This is a genomic window from Caballeronia sp. GAFFF2, from assembly GCF_023631485.1.
GTDB lineage: Bacteria > Pseudomonadota > Gammaproteobacteria > Burkholderiales > Burkholderiaceae > Caballeronia.
Genome location: NZ_JALQDA010000003.1, coordinates 136,102 through 154,760 on the forward strand (window position 1 = coordinate 136,102; position 18,659 = coordinate 154,760).

Annotated in this window: 22 protein-coding genes and 1 pseudogene; 16 read left to right on the forward strand and 7 right to left on the reverse strand. The window is 63.3% G+C overall.

The window, feature by feature from the left end:
- The first annotated feature begins 9 nt into the window (after nt 1–9).
- The 5 genes from NCT04_RS01115 to rfaE2 all read left to right on the forward strand — a co-directional run bounded on the left by NCT04_RS01115 (nt 10) and on the right by rfaE2 (nt 4,836).
- Nucleotides 10–837, forward strand: coding sequence for an enoyl-CoA hydratase/isomerase family protein (locus NCT04_RS01115; protein WP_244826836.1), 828 nt, complete (start codon nt 10–12; stop codon nt 835–837).
- A gap of 36 nt (nt 838–873) precedes the next feature.
- Nucleotides 874–1,608 carry a PhaM family polyhydroxyalkanoate granule multifunctional regulatory protein gene (locus tag NCT04_RS01120; protein WP_250462743.1) on the forward strand — a complete coding sequence of 245 codons (735 nt, stop codon included), beginning with the start codon at nt 874–876 and terminating at the stop codon, nt 1,606–1,608.
- 330 nt (nt 1,609–1,938) lie between these two features.
- Nucleotides 1,939–2,937, forward strand: a complete 999-nt coding sequence (locus NCT04_RS01125) for a MerR family transcriptional regulator (protein ID WP_250462746.1) — start codon at nt 1,939–1,941, stop codon at nt 2,935–2,937.
- 393 nt (nt 2,938–3,330) lie between these two features.
- Nucleotides 3,331–4,206 carry a ferritin family protein gene (locus NCT04_RS01130; RefSeq protein WP_244826839.1) on the forward strand — a complete coding sequence of 292 codons (876 nt, stop codon included), beginning with the start codon at nt 3,331–3,333 and terminating at the stop codon, nt 4,204–4,206.
- Nucleotides 4,207–4,353: 147 nt separating this feature from the next.
- Nucleotides 4,354–4,836 carry a D-glycero-beta-D-manno-heptose 1-phosphate adenylyltransferase gene (rfaE2, locus tag NCT04_RS01135; RefSeq protein WP_244826840.1) on the forward strand — a complete coding sequence of 161 codons (483 nt, stop codon included), beginning with the start codon at nt 4,354–4,356 and terminating at the stop codon, nt 4,834–4,836.
- Between the two features lie 322 nt (nt 4,837–5,158).
- Here the strand turns inward: rfaE2 and NCT04_RS01140 are convergent, their stop codons facing one another.
- The 6 genes and pseudogenes from NCT04_RS01140 to NCT04_RS01165 all read right to left on the reverse strand — a co-directional run bounded on the left by NCT04_RS01140 (nt 5,159) and on the right by NCT04_RS01165 (nt 8,130).
- Nucleotides 5,159–5,398 carry a hypothetical protein gene (locus tag NCT04_RS01140; protein ID WP_244826841.1) on the reverse strand — a complete coding sequence of 80 codons (240 nt, stop codon included), beginning with the start codon at nt 5,396–5,398 and terminating at the stop codon, nt 5,159–5,161.
- A gap of 16 nt (nt 5,399–5,414) precedes the next feature.
- On the reverse strand, nt 5,415–6,242 hold the full coding sequence (locus NCT04_RS01145; RefSeq protein ID WP_250462901.1) for a type III pantothenate kinase: 828 nt from the start codon (nt 6,240–6,242) through the stop codon (nt 5,415–5,417).
- 153 nt (nt 6,243–6,395) lie between these two features.
- Nucleotides 6,396–6,509: pseudogene (locus NCT04_RS01150) on the reverse strand (type III pantothenate kinase); the annotation flags it as partial.
- A complete protein-coding gene (locus tag NCT04_RS01155) occupies nt 6,506–7,408 on the reverse strand; it encodes a biotin--[acetyl-CoA-carboxylase] ligase (protein ID WP_250462749.1) in 903 nt (300 codons plus the stop codon). The pseudogene NCT04_RS01150 and the gene NCT04_RS01155, both read right to left, overlap by 4 nt.
- Before the next feature lie 49 nt (nt 7,409–7,457).
- Nucleotides 7,458–7,775: a helix-turn-helix domain-containing protein gene (locus NCT04_RS01160; protein ID WP_502800646.1), complete on the reverse strand. Its 318-nt coding sequence runs from the start codon at nt 7,773–7,775 to the stop codon at nt 7,458–7,460.
- A gap of 7 nt (nt 7,776–7,782) precedes the next feature.
- Complete coding sequence (locus NCT04_RS01165; protein ID WP_250462754.1) at nt 7,783–8,130, reverse strand: type II toxin-antitoxin system RelE/ParE family toxin; 348 nt, start codon at nt 8,128–8,130, stop codon at nt 7,783–7,785.
- A gap of 178 nt (nt 8,131–8,308) precedes the next feature.
- Between NCT04_RS01165 and NCT04_RS01170 the strand changes: the two genes are divergently transcribed.
- The 10 genes from NCT04_RS01170 (at nt 8,309) to NCT04_RS01215 (ending at nt 17,215) form a co-directional block, all read left to right on the forward strand.
- Nucleotides 8,309–9,436, forward strand: coding sequence for an MlaE family ABC transporter permease (locus NCT04_RS01170; RefSeq protein WP_244826845.1), 1,128 nt, complete (start codon nt 8,309–8,311; stop codon nt 9,434–9,436).
- A 6-nt stretch (nt 9,437–9,442) separates the two neighbouring features.
- A complete protein-coding gene (locus NCT04_RS01175) occupies nt 9,443–10,321 on the forward strand; it encodes an ABC transporter ATP-binding protein (protein WP_244826846.1) in 879 nt (292 codons plus the stop codon).
- Nucleotides 10,322–10,385: 64 nt separating this feature from the next.
- A complete protein-coding gene (locus NCT04_RS01180) occupies nt 10,386–11,354 on the forward strand; it encodes an MlaD family protein (protein ID WP_250462757.1) in 969 nt (322 codons plus the stop codon).
- A 19-nt stretch (nt 11,355–11,373) separates the two neighbouring features.
- Nucleotides 11,374–12,009: an ABC-type transport auxiliary lipoprotein family protein gene (locus NCT04_RS01185; protein WP_250462762.1), complete on the forward strand. Its 636-nt coding sequence runs from the start codon at nt 11,374–11,376 to the stop codon at nt 12,007–12,009.
- A gap of 16 nt (nt 12,010–12,025) precedes the next feature.
- Nucleotides 12,026–13,186 carry a VanZ family protein gene (locus NCT04_RS01190; protein ID WP_250462765.1) on the forward strand — a complete coding sequence of 387 codons (1,161 nt, stop codon included), beginning with the start codon at nt 12,026–12,028 and terminating at the stop codon, nt 13,184–13,186.
- Between the two features lie 52 nt (nt 13,187–13,238).
- On the forward strand, nt 13,239–13,568 hold the full coding sequence (locus NCT04_RS01195) for a (2Fe-2S) ferredoxin domain-containing protein (RefSeq protein ID WP_244826850.1): 330 nt from the start codon (nt 13,239–13,241) through the stop codon (nt 13,566–13,568).
- A 29-nt stretch (nt 13,569–13,597) separates the two neighbouring features.
- On the forward strand, nt 13,598–14,233 hold the full coding sequence (locus NCT04_RS01200) for an alpha/beta hydrolase (protein WP_250462768.1): 636 nt from the start codon (nt 13,598–13,600) through the stop codon (nt 14,231–14,233).
- A 535-nt stretch (nt 14,234–14,768) separates the two neighbouring features.
- Nucleotides 14,769–15,983 (forward strand): D-alanyl-D-alanine carboxypeptidase family protein, encoded by a 1,215-nt coding sequence (locus NCT04_RS01205; RefSeq protein WP_370652117.1) that lies wholly within the window; start codon nt 14,769–14,771, stop codon nt 15,981–15,983.
- Between the two features lie 12 nt (nt 15,984–15,995).
- Entirely contained in the window at nt 15,996–16,889 is an 894-nt protein-coding gene (locus NCT04_RS01210) for a D-amino acid aminotransferase (RefSeq protein WP_250462771.1), read from the forward strand.
- 29 nt (nt 16,890–16,918) lie between these two features.
- Complete coding sequence (locus tag NCT04_RS01215; protein WP_244826853.1) at nt 16,919–17,215, forward strand: DUF493 family protein; 297 nt, start codon at nt 16,919–16,921, stop codon at nt 17,213–17,215.
- Here NCT04_RS01215 and NCT04_RS01220 read toward each other — a convergent pair.
- Complete coding sequence (locus NCT04_RS01220) at nt 17,199–18,179, reverse strand: transcriptional regulator GcvA (RefSeq protein ID WP_250462774.1); 981 nt, start codon at nt 18,177–18,179, stop codon at nt 17,199–17,201. The two genes, NCT04_RS01215 and NCT04_RS01220, sit on opposite strands and share 17 nt — an antisense overlap.
- A gap of 96 nt (nt 18,180–18,275) precedes the next feature.
- On the opposite strand from NCT04_RS01220, the gene NCT04_RS01225 reads away from it, so the two are divergent.
- Nucleotides 18,276–18,602, forward strand: a complete 327-nt coding sequence (locus NCT04_RS01225) for a DUF2917 domain-containing protein (protein ID WP_244826854.1) — start codon at nt 18,276–18,278, stop codon at nt 18,600–18,602.
- Nucleotides 18,603–18,659: the final 57 nt, after the last annotated feature.

An 18,659-nucleotide genomic window follows, 5' to 3' on the forward strand; every position in this document is an offset into this window, starting at 1 on the left:
GACATCGACATGACCGACCTTGCCCTGTATTCGAATTACCGCTCGCTCGAACTGCGCCGCCATGCGGATGGCGTGCTCGAAGTCGTGATGCCCGGCGCGGGCGCGAACAAAAGCGGCCTCTCTACTGCCGATGCCAACATGCATCGCGAACTCGCGGAAATCTGGCGCGATATCGACCGCGATCCCGACACGCGCGTCGCGCTGATTCGCGGCGAAGGCAAGGGCTTTTCGGCGGGCGGCGATCTCGGGCTCGTCGAGGAAATGGCCAACGACTTCGACGTGCGCGCCCGCGTTTGGCGCGAGGCGCGCGATCTCGTGTACAACGTGATCAACTGCAGCAAGCCTATCGTTTCCGCCATGCATGGTCCGGCCGTCGGCGCGGGACTCGTCGCGGGTTTGCTCGCGGATATTTCGATCGCATCGAAGACGGCGCGCATCATCGACGGCCATACGCGCCTGGGCGTTGCAGCGGGCGATCACGCGGCCATCGTCTGGCCGCTGCTGTGCGGCATGGCCAAGGCCAAGTACTATCTGTTGCTATGCGAGCCGGTGAGCGGCGAGGAAGCGGAACGCATCGGGCTCGTGTCGCTCGCGGTCGAGGAAAGCGACTTGATGCCGAAGGCGCTCGAAGTCGCGAACCGTCTCGCGCATGGCTCGCAGACCGCGATCCGCTGGACCAAGTACGCGCTGAACAACTGGCTGCGCTCGGCGGGACCCACATTCGATACGTCCCTCGCGCTCGAATTCATGGGTTTTGCAGGACCAGACGTGCACGAAGGCATGCGCTCGTTGCGAGAGCGTCGCGCGCCGGACTTCCCCGGCGGCGCGCCGTTCTGAATCGGGGCACCCGAACACCTTGCTGAGGAGAGAACAATGACCGACAACGCCGGCGGCAACTCGCCATTCACGATGCCCGGTTTTCCCGGATTCGGCCAGGCCGACATGATGGGCAAGATGTGGGAGCTGATGCGCCTGAATCCGTTCGCCGCCGCGATGCAGGGCGGCGGTCAGGGCATGGGTCCGTCGCTTTCGGCGATGTCCGACATGATGGCGCCGCTCACCAACATCGAGGAACTCGACAAGCGCGTGACCGACATGCGCGCGGTCGAGCAGTGGCTGAAGCTCAACCTCAGCATGCTGCAATCGGCGATTCAGGCGCTAGAAGTGCAGCGGGCGACACTCGCCACGTTGCGTGCGTTCGGCGCGTACGCGCAGACGTCGATGGAAGGCAAGCAAACGCCTGCCGAGAAGCCGAAATCTGCAGCCGGCTGGCCGATGACCGGCGCGGCGAAGGAAACGCCTCCGCCACAAGCGGCGGCGCAACCGGCGGCGTCGAGCGAGGAGTCGGAAGAAGCCAATGCGGATGCCGCGCTGCCGCCCGGGTTCGACCCGAGCGGCTGGTGGAACGTGCTGCAATCGCAGTTCAACCAACTGGCGCATCTCGCCATGATGCAGCCCGGCATGACGGGAGCGCCGGGTGTACAGCCGGAATCCGGTGACGCCGCGGCGTCCTCGACATCCGACTCCGATAACGGCGACAAGGCGTCCGATACCGCCGCGAAGAAAGCGCCCGCAAGGAAAGCCGCGCCGCGCAAGAAAGCAGAGTAGTCGAGCTAGCTGCCGGGGGGCACACACATTCCTCCGGCTTATTTTTGCTTTCGGGCAAGTTCCTCGTATGCTCTGCCCGATTCTACTTTTAACGCTCGGCGTGCGTCCAAACGTCGACTCTCTCCGTATATCCAATAACGCAACAGTCCGCCCGGACGTATCGCGGGCGGTTCGTTGTATGGCAATCATTCGTTCCCCGCAATCGCAACGCGGCTGATCAGACTAGTTTTTGTCTATGATTGGATGGTTGTTCGGAAGGTTTTGTCCATCCGCGCTGCCGGGAACGCCTTGTGCGAGTGTACGTGTGTTCGCTTTCAATCCGAATTGTCCATGACAAATCAATCTGAGCAAGAATTCGAACGGGTGCCCGACCGGACGGCGTCATCCGAAAGATCGTCCTACAGCCATTCGGCTGAATTCGCGGTATCCGGCGTTGGTATTGGTGCAATCGCGCAGGAAATAGGTCTGACAAAAGACACCTTGCGCGTTTGGGAGCGCCGCTACGGCTTTCCGCAACCCATGCGTTCAGCCGGCGGCGAACGCCTGTATCCGCAAGAGCAGGTTTCCAAGCTGCGGCTTGTCAAACGTCTGCTGGATGCGGGACATCGGCCGAGCAAGGTTCTCGTGCAACCAGTCGAAGCACTGCAGGAACTGGCGCAGTCGTCGGGTGTGGGACAGGACGCGCCGGACGTCGAACTCGATCACATGGTTTCGCTGCTGCGCTCGGGCGCCTATGACGAGTTCCGGTTTCTGCTCTTGAAGCGCGCGACCCGCGACGGTTTGGAACGTTTCGTCGTGGACGTGGCGGCGCCGCTCGCGGCTCGCGTCGGCAACGCGTGGGCAGCGGGTACGCTGCAGGTGTACCACGAGCATCTCTTCAGCGAGGCGATTCAAAGCACTCTGCGCTCCCTGATTCGACCGCTCTCCGATGCGCTGCGCGGACGTGGCGGACGGCCGCGCGTGCTGCTCACCACTTTGTCCGGCGAAGGTCACGGGCTTGGCATTCTGATGGCGGAGGCCATGTTTACTCTGTCTGAATGCGACTGCATGCAGCTCGGCCTGCAGACACCGCTCACCGATATCGTCGAAGCGGTGAAGATGCATGACATCGATATCGTGGCGCTGTCGTTTTCGGCCGTGCTTCCGGCGCAGTCCATCGCCAATGGCGTAACGGACCTGCGCAACATGCTTCCACCACACGTGCGCATTTGGGTCGGCGGTAGCAGTCCTGCGTTGCGTCGCAAGTTTCAGGAAGGCGTCGACCACCTCCCTGGACTTGGACCTATCGACGAAACTGTGGCCGAGTGGCGTCAATCCGCCGTGCTATGATCGGCGAACGCCGCTGACGCAGGGCTCGGCGCAATTGCGGCGAGCCTAGACCATGTCACATGACAGTCGGCAGCGGTAGGCATCATCGGCGGAACAACGCCTCGGGCAGCACACGCGGCTGCCGATCGAACATACCTCAGGCACAGGACTCGCTCCTCACCCACGGTAGAAAAGACGCTGACAACGCAACATTGCACGTAAGTGCAGTGTTTACGCGGAGCGTAACGCGTACCGCGCGCCATTATCTGGCGCTTCATTGTCGGTTTTCGTCTTTGGCCGTCGCAATCCCGCGTAAAATTGAAAGCTTGGCTGCTTGCGTGCAGCAATTCGCGCCGCACGCTCGTGCCGAAGATCTTAGATATAACGTCGCATAAGTGGCATCAGGGGTGGACAATGAACACCATGCTTTATCCGGAACTGTACAAATCGCTGGAATCCGTCCGTTGGGACATGGAGAAGGACATTCCCTGGGACAAGTTCGACGCGTCTCTGCTCACCGACGAGCAGGCCAAGACGATCAAGATGAACGCGATCACCGAATGGTCCGCTCTTCCTGCAACCGAGATGTTCCTGCGTGACAATCACAACGACAGTGACTTCTCGGCTTTCATCAGCGTGTGGTTTTTCGAAGAACAGAAGCACTCGCTCGTCCTGATGGAATATCTGCGGCGCTTTAAACCCGAGTTCGTGCCGAGCGAAGAAGAACTGCACGAAGTGCGCTTCGAATTCGATCCCGCGCCGCCGCTCGAAACGCTCATGCTGCATTTCTGCGGCGAGATTCGCCTGAATCACTGGTATCGCCGTGCGGCCGAATGGCATACCGAGCCTGTCATCAAGCATATCTACGAAACCATTTCGCGCGACGAAGCGCGTCACGGTGGCGCGTATCTTCGCTACATGAAGAAGGCGCTCGTGCAAGCGGGCGACACCGCGCGCGCCGCCTTCGCCAAGATTGGCGTGTTAATGGCGTCGGCGCGTCGCACGGAAAAGCCGCTGCATCCCACGAATCTGCATGTGAATCAGGCGCTCTTTCCGCGTGATACGGTGCAGTCGCGTCTGCCGGACCCCGAATGGCTCGAGCGCTGGCTCGACGACCAGATCCGCTTCGACGACAGTTGGGAAAAGAAGGTCGTGGAGCGCATTCTGCACAACCTCTCGATTCTTTTCGAGCGCTCGTTCGTGACCGCGCAGGAGTTGAACCGCTATCGCAAGGAAGTGGTGCAGCGTCTGCAAGCGGCATCGGGCGGTGCGGCGGAACAGCCTGCCTGAGTTCTGGCTGGCGTCGGTCGCAATGGGTGAAACGGCTCGCCGGAGCAATCCGGCGGGCCGTTTTGCTTATGACCTCTGGAGGACGTTCGGAGGAACGTACTCGCGTGGCACAATCGCGCTTCGAGTTCTACTGCACTGAGCGCCGCCATGCCCGCCACTTTCGAACGCAAGATCACCACGCGCGATGCGCTCGCCGCGCTTCGCTTAAACCTCGCCGGACCGGTTGTTTTCACCAACGGCGTCTTCGACATCCTTCATCGCGGTCACGTTAGTTATCTCGCGGATGCGAAAGCGCTTGGCGCGACGCTCATCGTCGGCGTGAACAGCGATGCCTCCGTGCGCACGCTCGGCAAGGGCGACGATCGGCCGATCAATCGCGAAGACGATCGCATGGCGTTGCTGGCGGCGCTCGAGAGCGTGGACTGGGTGGTGAAGTTCGAAGAGACGACGCCGCTGCAACTCATCGATGCAGTGCATCCCGATGTGCTAGTGAAGGGTGGCGATTACGACATGGACAAGCTCGCGGAATCGGCGCTCGTGCGAGGTTGGGGCGGCACGGCGCTGGCCATTCCGTTCGAGCATGACCGGTCGACGACTGCGTTGCTCAGGAAGGTTCGCGCGCAGGGTTGAGTTGCTTACCGGGCATAGGCGCAAGGCACGGGAATCGCCCGTCAGGGCTGCGCGCATTCATTCGCCAAGGCACACATAAAAGTTTGCACGCCGAGCAGTACATGCACTCGACGCCGAATTGCACACCGACAAACACGAGGACACCGCCGGCGCGGATGCGAGCCCACGCATTCAATCACCGGCCGACTATCAGGCTGGGCCGCACGGTGAGGCGTTCACGAACAGCGACGAACTCACACGTTATGTGCACCCACCGGCCAAGTGAGCGCACCTGAATTCGCGACAGGCACGGAATCGAAAACGAAGCGCGCGCCGTACGCAGTCACTGGCCAAGCGGCCGCTCCTGCACATTTGCAGCAGGCGCGGGCGCGCCGACTTGCGGCTGATCCGCCGCCTCTTCGGGATGCAGCGCCCGCGTTACCAGCGTTTCCGGATGCACCTGTTCCAGCAGATGATGCGGCTCGCGCGCGCCGGCCGCGGGCAGCGGTCCGAAAGTGCTGCGCACGATCGCGAACATCAGCAGATTGGCCAGAATGAGTAGGGCGATCAGCCAGCGCAGCATGCTTGGGCTCCGTCAATCAATCAGAGAGTTTGCGAGATATCGGCGCAGTCGCGTCGCGCGCGATGAGCGCCAGGCCGGACAGCACGAGTGAATCATGGCGAGTATGCGGCACGGACAGCGCGCCCGCGATTTCATTCGCCGCGCCGCCGCCCAGCACGAGACGCACTTCGGCTTGCCATTGCGCGCGCAGATCGTGCCACGCGCGCTCGATGAGACTCGCTTGCGCGAGCAGGCAGCCGGCGGAAAGCGCGGCGGCGGTATCGGTGGCGAAGCGACTCGCGGTTCGGTCGAGCGCGGCGCGTGCCGATGCGGCATCGAGCGTCGGCAACTGCGCCGTGTTGCTGCCGAGCGATTGCATCATCAACGACCAGCCCGGCGCGATCAGGCCGCCGATGAACGTGCCATCCGCGCGCAAGGCTTCGAGCGTCGTCGCCGTGCCGAAGGTGGCAATCAGCAGATGTTCGCCGGGAAATGCTGCCCGCGCGCCGATCATGCCTGACCAGCGGTCGCTGCCGAGGCGTTCCGGTGCCGTGTAGCAATTGACGACGCCGCATTGCCGCGCTTTCGCCCGGACGACCGTTCGCCGCAGATCGGGCCAGCGTACATCCAGCATACGTTCGATGCGCGCTTGCACCGAGGCGCCCGCCACGTTGGAAATCCACACGCTCGATGGCGTGGGTAACGCGGACCAGGCGGCTTCGGTCGAAGGCGTCGCTGTCGCTGTTGCTTCGGACGTTATGGACGCGTCATCGCCGTTGGGTGCTTTATTCGCGTGCGTGTGCGCCGACGAATCGCGTGCCTCGAATGCGTCATGAAGCGGCTTCGGCGCCGGGTCAGCTTGCACGGTCGCTTGTGAGAACGCGAAGCCGCGTGCATCGGCCGCGTCATGAGGCGACTTCGGCGTTGAGTCACTTCGCGCGGGCCTTTGCGAGAGCGCGGAGCCGCGTGCATCGAGCGCACCATGAAGCGGCTTCACGACGTCGCCAAGACCCGTCTCATCACGCTCATGCTCGAACGCCCCGTTCGCCATCCACTCGCCGCGCGAATCCACGAGCGCCCATTTGATTCGGCTATTGCCCGCGTCGATCAGCAAACACGGCGCCTCGCTCACGGACGCTCCTTCGCCAGGCGCAAACTCAGTTCGCCCGTTGCGACGACGCGCGGTCCTTCGGGCGCGTCGATCAGCAGATGGCCTCCGTCATCCACACCCGCCGCAATGCCACGCGTCACTTCCAGACCCTGATCGATCAACACGACTTCGCGCCCGGCGTAGGCATGCGCGTCCATCCAGCGCTGCCGAAACGGGCGGAAGCCTTCGGCTTCGAAGCGCGGCAGCGCGGCGTCGAGCGCGTTCAATAGCGCAGCGAGCGTCTCGGTAAGGTTCGCATCGGGCCAGGCGCGCGCAAGCGCGGCGGGGGTCGCGCCCGGTGCGGCGGAGTTTGCTTGGCGGTGCACGTCGTCGACCTGAGCGGCGAGCCGTTCGACGCCATGCAAGTTGATGCCGATGCCGATCACCACCGCCGTCGCTTGCGGCGTGCTCCATGCCGTTTCGATGAGGATGCCCGCGAGCTTGCCGTCGTCGAGCAGAACGTCGTTGGGCCACTTGAGCGCCGGACGCGCGGACGGCGTGAGCGGCAGGCGCGCGAGCGCGTCGAGCACGGCGGTGCCGATGGCGAGACTCAGACCCGAAAGCCCCTCGATGGGCCGCTTCAGCACATAACCGACCGACATCAAGAGCGCGTTGCCCGGCTCCGCGAGCCACGCGCGGCCACGTCTTCCGCGTCCCGCTGTCTGCAGATAAGCGATGCGCGCAAGCGGCGCGCTTGCTTCCTCGTGCGATTTGTCGCGCGGCTGGGCGCGAAATTTCGCGAGCAGGTCGGCATTGGTGGAGCCCGTTTCATCGACGATTTCGATGGTCCACTCGCGGGCAGGCCGCTCGGCCAGCGTCGCGAGCCGGTAACGGTCGATGCGCCACGGCGCGTCCGGGGCGAAGGAAGAGGGTGGGTTCATGGCGGGTATTGTAGCGGCGCGCCCTTACGCCGGATGCCTTCACCTCACGCTAAACGAGCGAGATCTTCAGCCGCTTGCCGCAAGCCGCAGCGTACTTGCGCAAAGTCGATACCGATGGCGAATGTTTTTCGCTGGCAAGCGATGCTTCGAGCCGCGCGACGGCGGACGCGGTCGTTCCCATGCGTTCGGCGACTTGCGCTTGTGTCAGGCCTGCTGCCACGCGCGCGTCGAGAAAGGCTTCGAGCGGCGCATATTTGCTTTCGAGTGCATCGTAAGCGGCCTTGAATTCCGGGTCCGTCATCATGCGCTCAGTGTCTTCGCGCGTGTGGGGAACCGGAGCGTAGCGCTCTTCCAGTTCGCGTTGCAGCCGGGTTTTAGCCATTGCGTTTCGTCTCCATCATGCGCTTGCGGGCAATGCGTAATTCGTCGTCGGGCGTCTGCTGCGTCTTCTTGACGAAGGAGTGCAACATGACGATCCGCTGGCCGAGCAGCGTGCAATAAAACACCCGCCCGATACCTTCTTCGCCGTGCGGTCGAAGTTCGAACAGACCATCGCCGAGCGCCCGCGAATGCGGCAGCCGCAACGCGGGGCCGTGCTTCATCAGGATTCGCAGCAGTCTCAAGTAGTCTGAACGGATGCCTGTCGGCAGCGAAAAGATCTCGCGCTTCACGCGTACGTTGTAATACGCAATCGTCCAGTCGCCAGTTTCTGAGGTTAGCATATTTGATAACAAGAGGCCGGATTTCCAGTTGCCAGTTTTTCGTGACCGGCGCCTCGTGTAAATTCAGCCAGTCGGTCTAAGCCACCCCACAACCCCCCGCGCCATAACAGCGCCGCCTCATTAACCTTCGTTACAATGTCCTCTCCCCTTCACGCCGCGTTCTGACGCGCATCGCTCCTTGAACTTCGACACGCCGCCCCGCCTCAGTGTGGAAGCTGGTCAGCAAGGCAAGGTGGTTCGGCTCTCGGGCCAGTGGACCGCGCTTGCGCTCGCGCGCGACCGGGCCAAGAGCGGTGTGACGCGGCGGCTGCGCGCGGTCGGGCGCGAAGCCATCAGCCAATGGGATCTGCTGTCGGTCGAGCGGCTCGATCACGTCGGCGGACAAGCGCTCTGGCGCGTGTGGGGCCGCCGCATGCCGGCGACCATTGCGCTGTCGGACACGCAACGCGAAATCTTCGAACGCGTCGCGCTGCTCGACGCCGAACGCGAAGAGCCCGAAGTCGTCACGCGCACCAACCCGGTCACGCGACTCGGGGAACTGATCTTCGGCTTCTTCGACCATCTGCAAGGCGGCCTGTCGATGTTCGGCGGCTTCGTCCTCGATCTCTTCGGGCTCGTGCGGCGGCCGAGGCGCATTCCCTGGGTCGAAATCTCCGCGAACATCTACAGCGCCGGCGCGCAGGCGCTCGCCATCACCGCGCTGGTCGCGTTCCTGATCGGCATCGTGCTCAGTTATCTGTCGGCGCAGCAGTTGCGCGTGTTCGGCGCGAATCAGTACATCGTGAATATTCTCGGGCTCTCGGTGATCCGCGAACTCGGGCCGGTGCTCTCCGCGATTCTCGTCGCCGGACGCTCGGGTTCGGCCATCACCGCGCAGATCGGCGTCATGCGCGTGACGGAAGAACTCGATGCCATGCAGGTCATGGGCATCCCGCACGGTCTGCGGCTCGTCTTGCCGCGCGTGATCGCGCTCGGCATCGCCATGCCGCTGCTCGTCATGTGGACCAACATCATCGCGCTGACGGGCGGCGCAGTCGCGGCAAAGCTCGTGTTGTCCATCGACATCTCGTTCTTCATCCGCTCGCTGCCTTCGGTCGTGCCTATCGCCAATTTGTGGATCGGACTCGGCAAAGGCGTGGTGTTCGGCATGCTGATCGCGCTTGCCGCGTGTCACTTCGGCTTTCGCATCAAGGCGAATTCGCAGAGTCTCGGCGAAGGCACGACGACTTCCGTGGTCAGTTCCATCACCATCGTAATTCTCGCGGATGCCGTCTTCGCCATCCTGTTTCAGAACGTGGGGCTATAGGCGCATATGTCGACGACCCTCGCCACTGCCGTTCGTCATCAGCCGCCGCCCGTCATCGCCGAGCCGGTGATCGAAGTGCGCGACGTCACCAAGCGCTATGGCCGAACGGTGATTCACGAGCATCTGAATCTGGATGTGCGGCGCGGCGAGATCGTCGCGTTGCTGGGCGGCTCGGGTTCGGGCAAGACCACGCTCGTGCGGCAGATTCTCGGCCTCGAATCGCCGACTTCGGGCAGTATCCGCGTGCTCGGCGAGGAATGGGCGCACATGGACGACGAAACCGCGAAAATGATGCGCACGCGTTCCGGCATGATGTTTCAGCAAGGCGCGCTGTTCTCGTCGCTTTCCGTGTACGACAACATCGCGCAGCCGTTTCGCGAGCTCGGCAAGATTCCCGAAGACCTGATCCGCGAATTCGTCATGCTCAAGCTCGAAATGGTCGGGCTGTCGTGCAAGCACGCGAGCAAGATGCCGTCGGCGTTATCGGGCGGAATGGTGAAGCGCGTGGGCATCGCGCGGGCCATTGCGCTGGAACCGGAACTGCTGTTTCTCGACGAACCCACCGCCGGTCTCGATCCGAAGGCCTCCGATGAATTCGTCGATCTCATCGCGACCCTGCATCGCGCGCTTGGGCTGACTGTCGTGCTCGTCACACACGATCTCGATACCATGGTCGCGCTGTCCACCCGTGTCGCCGTGCTGGCGGACCGGCGCGTACTGGTCGCGGCGCCCGTGGAAGAAGCGTGCGCGGTGGATCATCCGTTCATCCGCGAATATTTTCTGGGGCGGCGGGGCCGGCGCGCATTGCAGGCGCTGCCGCCCGAACGCCGCGCAAAGCTGCCCGCCGCCGCGCTGGAGGACGCGACCATCAGCGTCAACAAATGAGCACCTCCCGCCAACGACGCGAAGGCCACCGCACGCGCGAGCCAGCAAGCAAAGGAACATGACGATGGAAAACAAATCACATGCGTTCTGGACCGGACTGTTCACCATCGTTCTCGTGCTCGCCATTGCGTTCGCGGTGTTCTTCTTCAACGTGGACCGCACGGTGCGCGTGCCTTACGACCTCATCGCCCGCACCAACGTGACCGGGCTTTTTACGGACGCCTCCGTGCGTTATCGCGGTCTCGGCGTCGGCAAGGTGCAGTCCATTCGCTTCGATAAAGCGCATCCGGGGCAGATCCGCATTCGCATTCTCGTCGACCAGAACGCGCCGATGACGCATTCCACCTTCGCCACGCTCGGCTTTCAGGGCGTGACGGGCATCGCGTTCGTGCAGCTCGACGACACGGGGAAAGACCCGAGCGCGTTGCCATCGTCGGCGCAGAACGTGGCCGAAGTGCCGATGCGTCCCGGTCTCTTCGAACAATTGCAGGAGCGCGGCGACGTCATCCTCAAGCGCTTCGAACGCCTCTCCGAAGATGCCGACAAGTTCCTCTCCGACGATGTGCGCGTCCAGTTGCTCGACACGACGAAGAGCCTGAAAAATGCCGCCGACGGCATTGCGACACTTACCAATCAGGTGTCGCCCGCGACCGAGCATTTGCCCCAGACGCTCAAGCAACTCGACCGCACGCTGGCATCGACCAATACGCTGATTCAAAACCTGAACCGGCCCGACGGCCCGTTCGTCACCAATCTGAACAAGGCAGGCAATGCGGCCGACCAGGCGGCTGCGGCGCTCACCGACATGAACGAGTCGCTGCGCAACGTGACGGCGCGCGTGGGCTTCGAAGCGTTGCCGCGCCTTTACTCGTTCACCGACGACGTCGGCAGCGCCGCGCGTTCCGTCGACCGCGCCGCCGATGCATTCAGCACCAATCCGCGCAGCGTGTTGTTCGGCGCGCCGCGGAAGTCGCCGGGGCCGGGCGAACCGGGCTTCGCGTGGCCCGCAAGCCCGACGCCGACGGCGCATTGACGTGATTCGAAGGAACGATATGCACAACGACCACCGCAACATGACGATGACCGCCGCGCTCGCGCTCGCCTGCATGACGATGCTCGCGGCGTGCGCGTCCACGCCATCGGCGATGCCGAACGTGCGCTACGACCTGGGCGTCGCGCCCGCCATCGACCAGAGCGCGAACAGCACGCCGGCTATCACGCCGCCGGTCAAGGTGCTGGCCGTTAGCGCGCCGCGCAATCTCGAAACGGACGACTTCATCTACCGGCTCAGTTATGTCGATGCACAACGCACCGGCAACTATTCGAACAGTCACTGGACGATGCCGCCCGCGCAACTCCTGACGCAACGTCTGCGCGACAGCTTGTCGGCGCGCGGTCCGGTTCTTACGGGCGCCGATCCGGTGCGCGCGGCCTTGCTCGAAGTCGAACTCACGCGCTTCGAGCAAGTCTTCGATGCGCCCGAGCGCAGCCACGGTCTGGTCGCGGTGCGCGCGACGCTCACGCAGCAGGGACGCGTCGTCGCACAACGCAGCTTCAGCACCGAATCGAGCGCGCCCACCGGCGACGCGGCGGGCGGCGCACGCGCGCTCGCCGCCGCGTCCGACGAGATGATTTCGCAACTCAGCGCGTGGCTCGACAAGCAGCCGCTCACCGCCGCCGCACAATGAGGCATTCGCGCGGCTCATGACGATCAAGCAATGGCAGCGCCGCCCGTCGGCGTTTTCCCGGCAGGCGCTCGCCGCCTACGCGACGCTCGTGGTCTATGCGTCGCTGTATCCGTTTTCGGGCTGGCGCACGCTCGGCATCGGGCCGTTTGCTTTCATCGCCGATCCCTTGCCGCAGTATCTGACCGCGTTCGATGTCATCACCAACGTGCTCGGCTACATGCCGCTCGGCGCGTTGATCGTGCTGGCGCTTTATCCGCGCTTCAGGGGATCGGTGGCGGTGTGTCTCGCGCTCTTCGGCGGCGCGCTTCTGTCGGGCGCGATGGAAGCCATCCAGACTTACTTGCCGACGCGCGTCGCCTCCAATCTCGATCTCGCCGCCAATGCGTTCGGCGCGCTCGTCGGCGGCGTGCTGATCGCGCCCGCGACGAGTGCGCTGCTCGATCGCGGCTGGCTCAGGCGCATCCGCTTCACCTGGTTCGAGCGGCACGCGGCGTATGTGATCGGATTGACGGCGCTGTGGCCGTTCGCCGGCATGTTCCCCGCGCCTTATCTGTTCGGCGGTGGCGACCTGCCGCGCGCGCTTTGGGACGGGCTCGATCCCGCGATGCAGGACGCGATCCTCGCCTGGGCGCCCGCCTCGTGGGACCTCGAAACCTGGTCGGACCGGCTCGGCGCGCTCCTGCCCGACGACGCATGGGAAGCGATCATCACGTCGTGCAATTTGTATGCGGCGCTCGTACTTGCAACCTTGCTCACGCGCGAGCGCGCGCCCCGCATCCGGCTGATGCTCGGCCTGATCGTCGCGACGTTGTTCGCCAAGGCGGCCGCGACGTTTCTGCAATCGCGCGCGGGACTTTTTTACGACTGGGCAACGGACGGTGCGCTCGAAGGCATCGCGATCGGCGCGCTGGCGGCCGTGCTGTCGGTTGCATTGCCACGCTCGTTGCGCGCCGTGCTTGCCGGCGCGGCGCTCGTCGCGGGGCTTGCGCTCGTCAATCTGCTGCCGCTGAATCCGTACTTCGACATCGTGCTGGCCGACTGGCGGCAAGGGCGCTATCTGCACTTCAACGGCCTTCTGCACTGGCTCGCGTGGGTGTGGCCTTACGCGGCGCTCGGCTGGCTCGCGTCGGCGGCGGAGCGCGCGTGGCTCGCGCGGCGGCGGGCGCGGGCCGGGTAGGCATGAACATCGCTCGCTATAATCGATCCGAACACACTAAAGGCCCCACGCCATGGACTCTTTCTACAAGTACCACGTGTTCTTCTGCCTCAATCAGCGCGATGCCGACGCCGCGCGCCCGAGCTGCGCCAATTGCAACGCGCAGCAAATGCAGGAACACGCGAAGAAGCGCGTGAAGAAACTTGGCCTCGCGGGCGAGGGCAACGTGCGCATCAACAAGGCTGGCTGTCTCGACCGATGCGAACTTGGCCCTGTGCTCGTCGTGTATCCGGAAGGCACGTGGTACACGTATATCGACGAAACCGACATCGACGAGATCGTCGATTCGCATCTTGCGAACGGCAAGATCGTTGAGCGCCTTCTGATCGATCAACCCGCGTGACCGCTTGGTGACCCAGACTCAGTAACCCGATGAACGCGCAAACCGAAAAATTCCTGATCGACGGTCCAGTGGGCAAGATCGAAGTCGCGCTCGACCGGACCGATGCCGCCGATAAAGCGCCGCGCGGAATCGCGTTCGTCGCGCATCCGCATCCGCTCTTCGGCGGCACGATGGACAACAAGGTCGCGCAGACGCTCGCGCGTACCTTCGTGCAACTCGGCTACACGACGTATCGCTCGAACTTTCGAGGCGTCGGCCAGACGGCGGGCGAGCACGACAACGGTATCGGCGAACAGGACGACTTGCTCGCGCTCATCGACCACATGCGCGCGCAGCCGGGTCAGGAAGACGTGCCGCTCGTGCTCGCGGGCTTTTCGTTCGGCACCTTCGTGCTGTCGCATGTCGCGAAGCGGCTCGTCGAAAGCGGCAAGAGCATCGAGCGCATGGTCTTTGCGGGCACCGCTGCGAGCCGCTGGGAAGTCGCGCCCGTGCCCGAAAGCACGCTCGTGATCCACGGCGAAGTGGACGAGACCGTGCCCATATCCTCCGTCTACGACTGGGCGCGCCCGCAGGAATTGCCGGTTGTCGTGATCCCGGGCGGCGAGCATTTCTTCCATCGCAAGCTGCATGTTTTGAAACGCATCATCGTCGATGCCTGGCGCTGAAAGAGCGTTTCAATCTCGTCGTCATCGAGCGTTTCGCCGCGCGAATCGGCGCTCGAATGGCTATCGGCGTATTCCCTCGAATTGCGGCGCGGCAAACGCGAAAACACGCGTCTTGTCCGTAGATTCATCGGAAACCGCACCCTCGGCGCGCGTATAATGACGCAGAATTTTTTGCTGCGAACATGAGCAAACGTCCTGCCGAATGGCCTTTCATGTTGCGTGACGCAGCGAAGACCCGGCGCCCGAGCGCGCAAGCTTTCAGGCGGGCTCACGCGATATTCGAAGACCTGCGTTTCGTGCCCATGTTGCCCGGGCGTCGGAACGCTCACGGTTTTCTCCGCGTGCGCGGCGATAGACTTCGATGGCGCGTCCGTCTGTCGAGTAAGCGCGAGTTCGCATGACCAGTCGAAGACCATTGGCTGGCAACACGAGCGACTAGCGCGACCGGTATCGACGGTCCACCTGTTCAACCCGCGTTTCGCCAACGCCGATCACACCCGGCGAAACGCCGATGCTTCTTCTTCCGACCGATCCTATGCGCTTTTTCCCTTCCGGCTTGTCTGTTTCTCCCCTTTCAGCAGTCGAGCGTCGCACGTTGCAAGCCGCTATCGTGATGCCCGCCGTGCTCGCCGCCGCGAGCGCCTTTGCACAAGTCCCGCCGCCGGACGTCACCGCGCATTCGTGGGTGCTCGTCGACGCCACCAGCAATCAGGTGCTCGCATCGGGCAATCCGGATGAGCGTGTGGAACCGGCATCGCTCACCAAGCTGATGACCGCATACCTCGTCTTCGACGCGTTGAAGTCGAAGAAGATCAACATGGACCAGACGGTGATGCCGACCGAGGCCGTGCGCCGCGTGAAGACGGACGAGTCGCGCATGTTCATCGAGGCGAACAAGCCGGTAACCGTGCATGACCTGGTCTACGGCATGATCATCCAGTCGGGCAACGACGCGGCCATCGCGCTTGCCGAACTCGTCGGCGGCAGCGAAGGCAACTTCGTCACGCTGATGAACGCCGGCGCCAAGCGCATTGGCATGAAGCACACCAATTTCGCCGATGTAAACGGCATGCCCGACCCGCAGCACTACACGACGGCGGGCGACCTGGCGGTGCTGTCCACGCGCCTCATCCGCGACTTCCCCGAGTACTACAGCATCTTCTCGGTACGCGACTTCACGTACAACAAGATCAAGCAGCCGAATCGCAATCGTCTTCTGTGGCTCGATCCTTCCGTCGACGGTCTCAAGACCGGTCACACCAAGGCGGCGGGATATTGCCTGATCGCGACGGCCAAGCGCCCGCTCGTCGGCACGCCCGACGCGAGCCGCCGTCTGGTCGCCGTGATGATGGGCGAGCCGAAGGAATCCGCGCGCGTGCAAGACAGCCTGAAGATGCTGAACTACGGTTACACGGCCTACGACGCGGTGCGTCTCTTCAAGGCGAATCAGGTGATCGAATCGCCGCGCGTGTATAAGGGCGCGTCCGACAACGTGCAGGCGGGCGTCGAGACGGACCAGTACATCACCGTGCCTAAGGGTCTCGGCGAAAAGGTCAAGCCCACGGTCACGCGTAACGATTTGCTGATCGCGCCGATCAAGAAGGGCCAGCAGATCGGCACCGTCAAGATGGTCGCGGACGGCAAGGACGTCGCGCAGTTCCCGCTGGTCGCGCTGCAGGACGTGCCGGAAGCCGGCATCTTCGGCCGCTTGTGGGATTCGGCTTTGTTGATGTGGCAAAAGCGTAAGTAAGGAGCAGGTTCGATGAGCATCGCCGAAGACTTCGACCCGACGGTCTATCTGAACGGAGAGTGGGGCCCGCTTTCCGAAGCGCGCATTCCGGTGCTGGACCGGGGCTTCATTTTCGGCGATGGCATCTACGAAGTCGTGCCGCTCTACGCGCAGGCAAACGGCGAGCGTCTGCCGTTTCGCCTGACTCAGCATCTCGCGCGACTCGAACGCAGTCTCGGCAAGATCAGCATCGCCAATCCTTTCGACGATGCCGGCTGGCGCGCGTTGATCGCCCGTGCGATCGAAGCGAACGCCGGCGCCGGCGATGCGCTCGTCTACATCCAGGTCACGCGCGGCGTGGCGAAGCGGCGCGGCCACGCCTTTCCGGCGGGCATCACGCCGACCGTGTTCGTCATGGTCGGACAACTCGTGTTTCCGAGCGTCGAGACGCGGGCTCGCGGCGCGGCCGCCGTCACCGCCGAAGACAAGCGCTGGCTGCATTGCGATATCAAATCGACCTCGCTTCTCGGCAATGTGCTCATGGCGCAGCACGCCGCCGAACACGACGCGCTGGAAACCATCCAGTTGCGCGACGGCTTGCTAACCGAAGGTTCGTCCTCAAATGTCTGGGTAGTGAAAGGCGGCACGCTCCTCGGCGCGCCGCGTGGGCCGCGCATTCTGGAAGGCATCCGTTACAGCCTCATCGAAGAGTTGGCGAAGGAAGCGGGAATCGTGTTCGAGGAACGCGACATCACCGAAGCCGAACTGCGCGCGGCCGATGAACTCATGATCAGTTCGGCGACCAAAGAGGTCATGCCGATTACGACGCTCGACGGTCAGCGCGTTGGCGACGGCCGGCCCGGCGCGGTCTATGCTGCGCTGTATGGCGCTTATCAGCGAGCCAAGACGCGCGAGTTCGGCCTGTGAGCGAACCGCGCCATGCGAAGGAGAAAGCCATGTCCGAATCCAAACCTCAAACCGCCGCAAACCCCGACATCGACGCGTTGTTCAACTTTCCGTGCGACTTTCCGATCAAGGTGATGGGCAAGACGCATCCGGAGTTTCAGGACGCGATCGTCAACGTACTGCGTGAATACGACAACGAATTTCACGACGGGCGCGTCGAAGCGCGGCCTTCGTCGGGCGGCAATTACACCGGCCTGACTTGCACCGTGCGCGCGCAGAACCGCGCGCATCTGGACGACATCTATCGCGCGCTCACCGGCCATCCCATGGTCAAGGTAGTGCTTTGAGCGTGCTTTCGGGTGCGTCGCAGACTGCGGGCGTGCGTTCGTAGAGCTGCCGGAACTGCTCGGCTTCGTCGAAAATCCAGTTGCGAAATGCCTGCACGCGCGCGGTTCGCATCGCCGCGGGCGGGCAGACGAAGAAATAGGTCCACGGGCTCGGACCATCCACGTTGAATAAACGCACAAGCCTTCCCGCGATGATTTCCTGCATCGCCAGCGACCTTCGCACCAGCGCGACTCCTTGACAGTCGATCGCCGCCTGCAGCAGATTCGACGAATCCTCATACAGAACGCCGCGCTTTGGTTCCGGCGTTTCCGTCAGGCCGGCTGCGTCGAACCACGGGCGCCACAACTCGTCGTTCGAACGCAGCAGCGGCAGGCTCGCCAGATCGGCCGGCGTGCGCGGCAGATTGCCGCCGTTGAAGCGCGGCGAACACGCAGGGAAGAACACTTCGTCGAGCAACTCTTCTGTATGCAGACCGGCGTATTTGCCGTAGCCAAAGCGAATCGCGAGGTCCACGTCGTCGCGATTGAAGTCGATGAGCGCGTTCGTCGAGTGCAGTTCCAGATCCACTTCCGGATGCTTCTCGATGAATTTGCCCACGCGCGGCGTCAGCCAGCGCGCCGAGAACGACGAAAGCATCGACACGATCAAGCGACGGTCTCGGTCGCCGGAACGAATTCGTCGTGTGGATTCGGCCAGCGAAAGGAGCGAGGCCCGCACTTCGACGGCGTACTGGCGGCCGCGATCGGTCAGGCGCACGCGCTTGCCGTCGCGCGCGAAAAGCGGCACGCCCAGTTCGGCTTCGAGTGCGCGAATCTGATGGCTCACCGCACCGTGCGTCACGAAAAGCTCGTCGGCGGCGCGCGAAAAACTCTCATGACGCGCGGCGGCTTCGAACGCTCGAAGCGCATTCAGAGCGGGCAACTGGCGCAAATCTGTATGGATAGTCTGAGGGTCGGTTGTCAATTTGGCTCACATAGCAGTGAAAATTGATCGTTTGGTTCAACGCCTTGCCACGCCTAGGATTGTAGTCATCGAAACGTTCCTTTGGCGGAGTGGATCATGCGAGAAATATCAACAAGCGTCATGTTCGAAATCAAGCCGGGCGAAACGGTGCCGATGCGCATCGTGCGTGGCACGCGGCTTTCGGTGCAAGGCAGCACGGTCTGGGCGACGCGCAGCAACGACACCGAAGACTATTGGCTCGTGCCCGGCGACCAACTCAAGTTGCGCGAACGCGAACGCCTATGGCTTTCGGTGGACGGCGACCGCCCCGCGCAAGTCGTCTTCACCATTGTGCCGCGCTGCGACGAGCGCGCGATCCACTGGGTATCGACGAGCATCGAACGTCTCGCGCAGCGGTTGCGTTCGGGCTGGCGCACGGTCTGAAGCGCAGTCCGGCGCATTATCTTCGGGTTCAGCGTCGGCGGGCATCGAGCGATTTCG

Excerpts from the sequence above, each read along its gene's own strand:
- NCT04_RS01175 (WP_244826846.1), top strand. The coding sequence starts at position 9,443 with ATGTCGACGACCCTCGCCACTGCCGTTCGTCATCAGCCGCCGCCCGTC.
- NCT04_RS01165 (WP_250462754.1), bottom strand. The coding sequence starts at position 8,130 with ATGCTAACCTCAGAAACTGGCGACTGGACGATTGCGTATTACAACGTA.
- NCT04_RS01195 (WP_244826850.1), top strand. The coding sequence starts at position 13,239 with ATGGACTCTTTCTACAAGTACCACGTGTTCTTCTGCCTCAATCAGCGC.
- NCT04_RS01190 (WP_250462765.1), top strand. The coding sequence starts at position 12,026 with ATGACGATCAAGCAATGGCAGCGCCGCCCGTCGGCGTTTTCCCGGCAG.
- NCT04_RS01140 (WP_244826841.1), bottom strand. The coding sequence starts at position 5,398 with ATGCTGCGCTGGCTGATCGCCCTACTCATTCTGGCCAATCTGCTGATG.
- NCT04_RS01130 (WP_244826839.1), top strand. The coding sequence starts at position 3,331 with ATGAACACCATGCTTTATCCGGAACTGTACAAATCGCTGGAATCCGTC.
- NCT04_RS01180 (WP_250462757.1), top strand. The coding sequence starts at position 10,386 with ATGGAAAACAAATCACATGCGTTCTGGACCGGACTGTTCACCATCGTT.
- NCT04_RS01120 (WP_250462743.1), top strand. The coding sequence starts at position 874 with ATGACCGACAACGCCGGCGGCAACTCGCCATTCACGATGCCCGGTTTT.
- NCT04_RS01215 (WP_244826853.1), top strand. The coding sequence starts at position 16,919 with ATGTCCGAATCCAAACCTCAAACCGCCGCAAACCCCGACATCGACGCG.
- rfaE2 (WP_244826840.1), top strand. The coding sequence starts at position 4,354 with ATGCCCGCCACTTTCGAACGCAAGATCACCACGCGCGATGCGCTCGCC.
- NCT04_RS01185 (WP_250462762.1), top strand. The coding sequence starts at position 11,374 with ATGCACAACGACCACCGCAACATGACGATGACCGCCGCGCTCGCGCTC.
- NCT04_RS01200 (WP_250462768.1), top strand. The coding sequence starts at position 13,598 with ATGAACGCGCAAACCGAAAAATTCCTGATCGACGGTCCAGTGGGCAAG.
- NCT04_RS01205 (WP_370652117.1), top strand. The coding sequence starts at position 14,769 with ATGCGCTTTTTCCCTTCCGGCTTGTCTGTTTCTCCCCTTTCAGCAGTC.
- NCT04_RS01125 (WP_250462746.1), top strand. The coding sequence starts at position 1,939 with ATGACAAATCAATCTGAGCAAGAATTCGAACGGGTGCCCGACCGGACG.
- NCT04_RS01155 (WP_250462749.1), bottom strand. The coding sequence starts at position 7,408 with ATGAACCCACCCTCTTCCTTCGCCCCGGACGCGCCGTGGCGCATCGAC.
- NCT04_RS01115 (WP_244826836.1), top strand. The coding sequence starts at position 10 with ATGACCGACCTTGCCCTGTATTCGAATTACCGCTCGCTCGAACTGCGC.
- NCT04_RS01225 (WP_244826854.1), top strand. The coding sequence starts at position 18,276 with ATGCGAGAAATATCAACAAGCGTCATGTTCGAAATCAAGCCGGGCGAA.
- NCT04_RS01210 (WP_250462771.1), top strand. The coding sequence starts at position 15,996 with ATGAGCATCGCCGAAGACTTCGACCCGACGGTCTATCTGAACGGAGAG.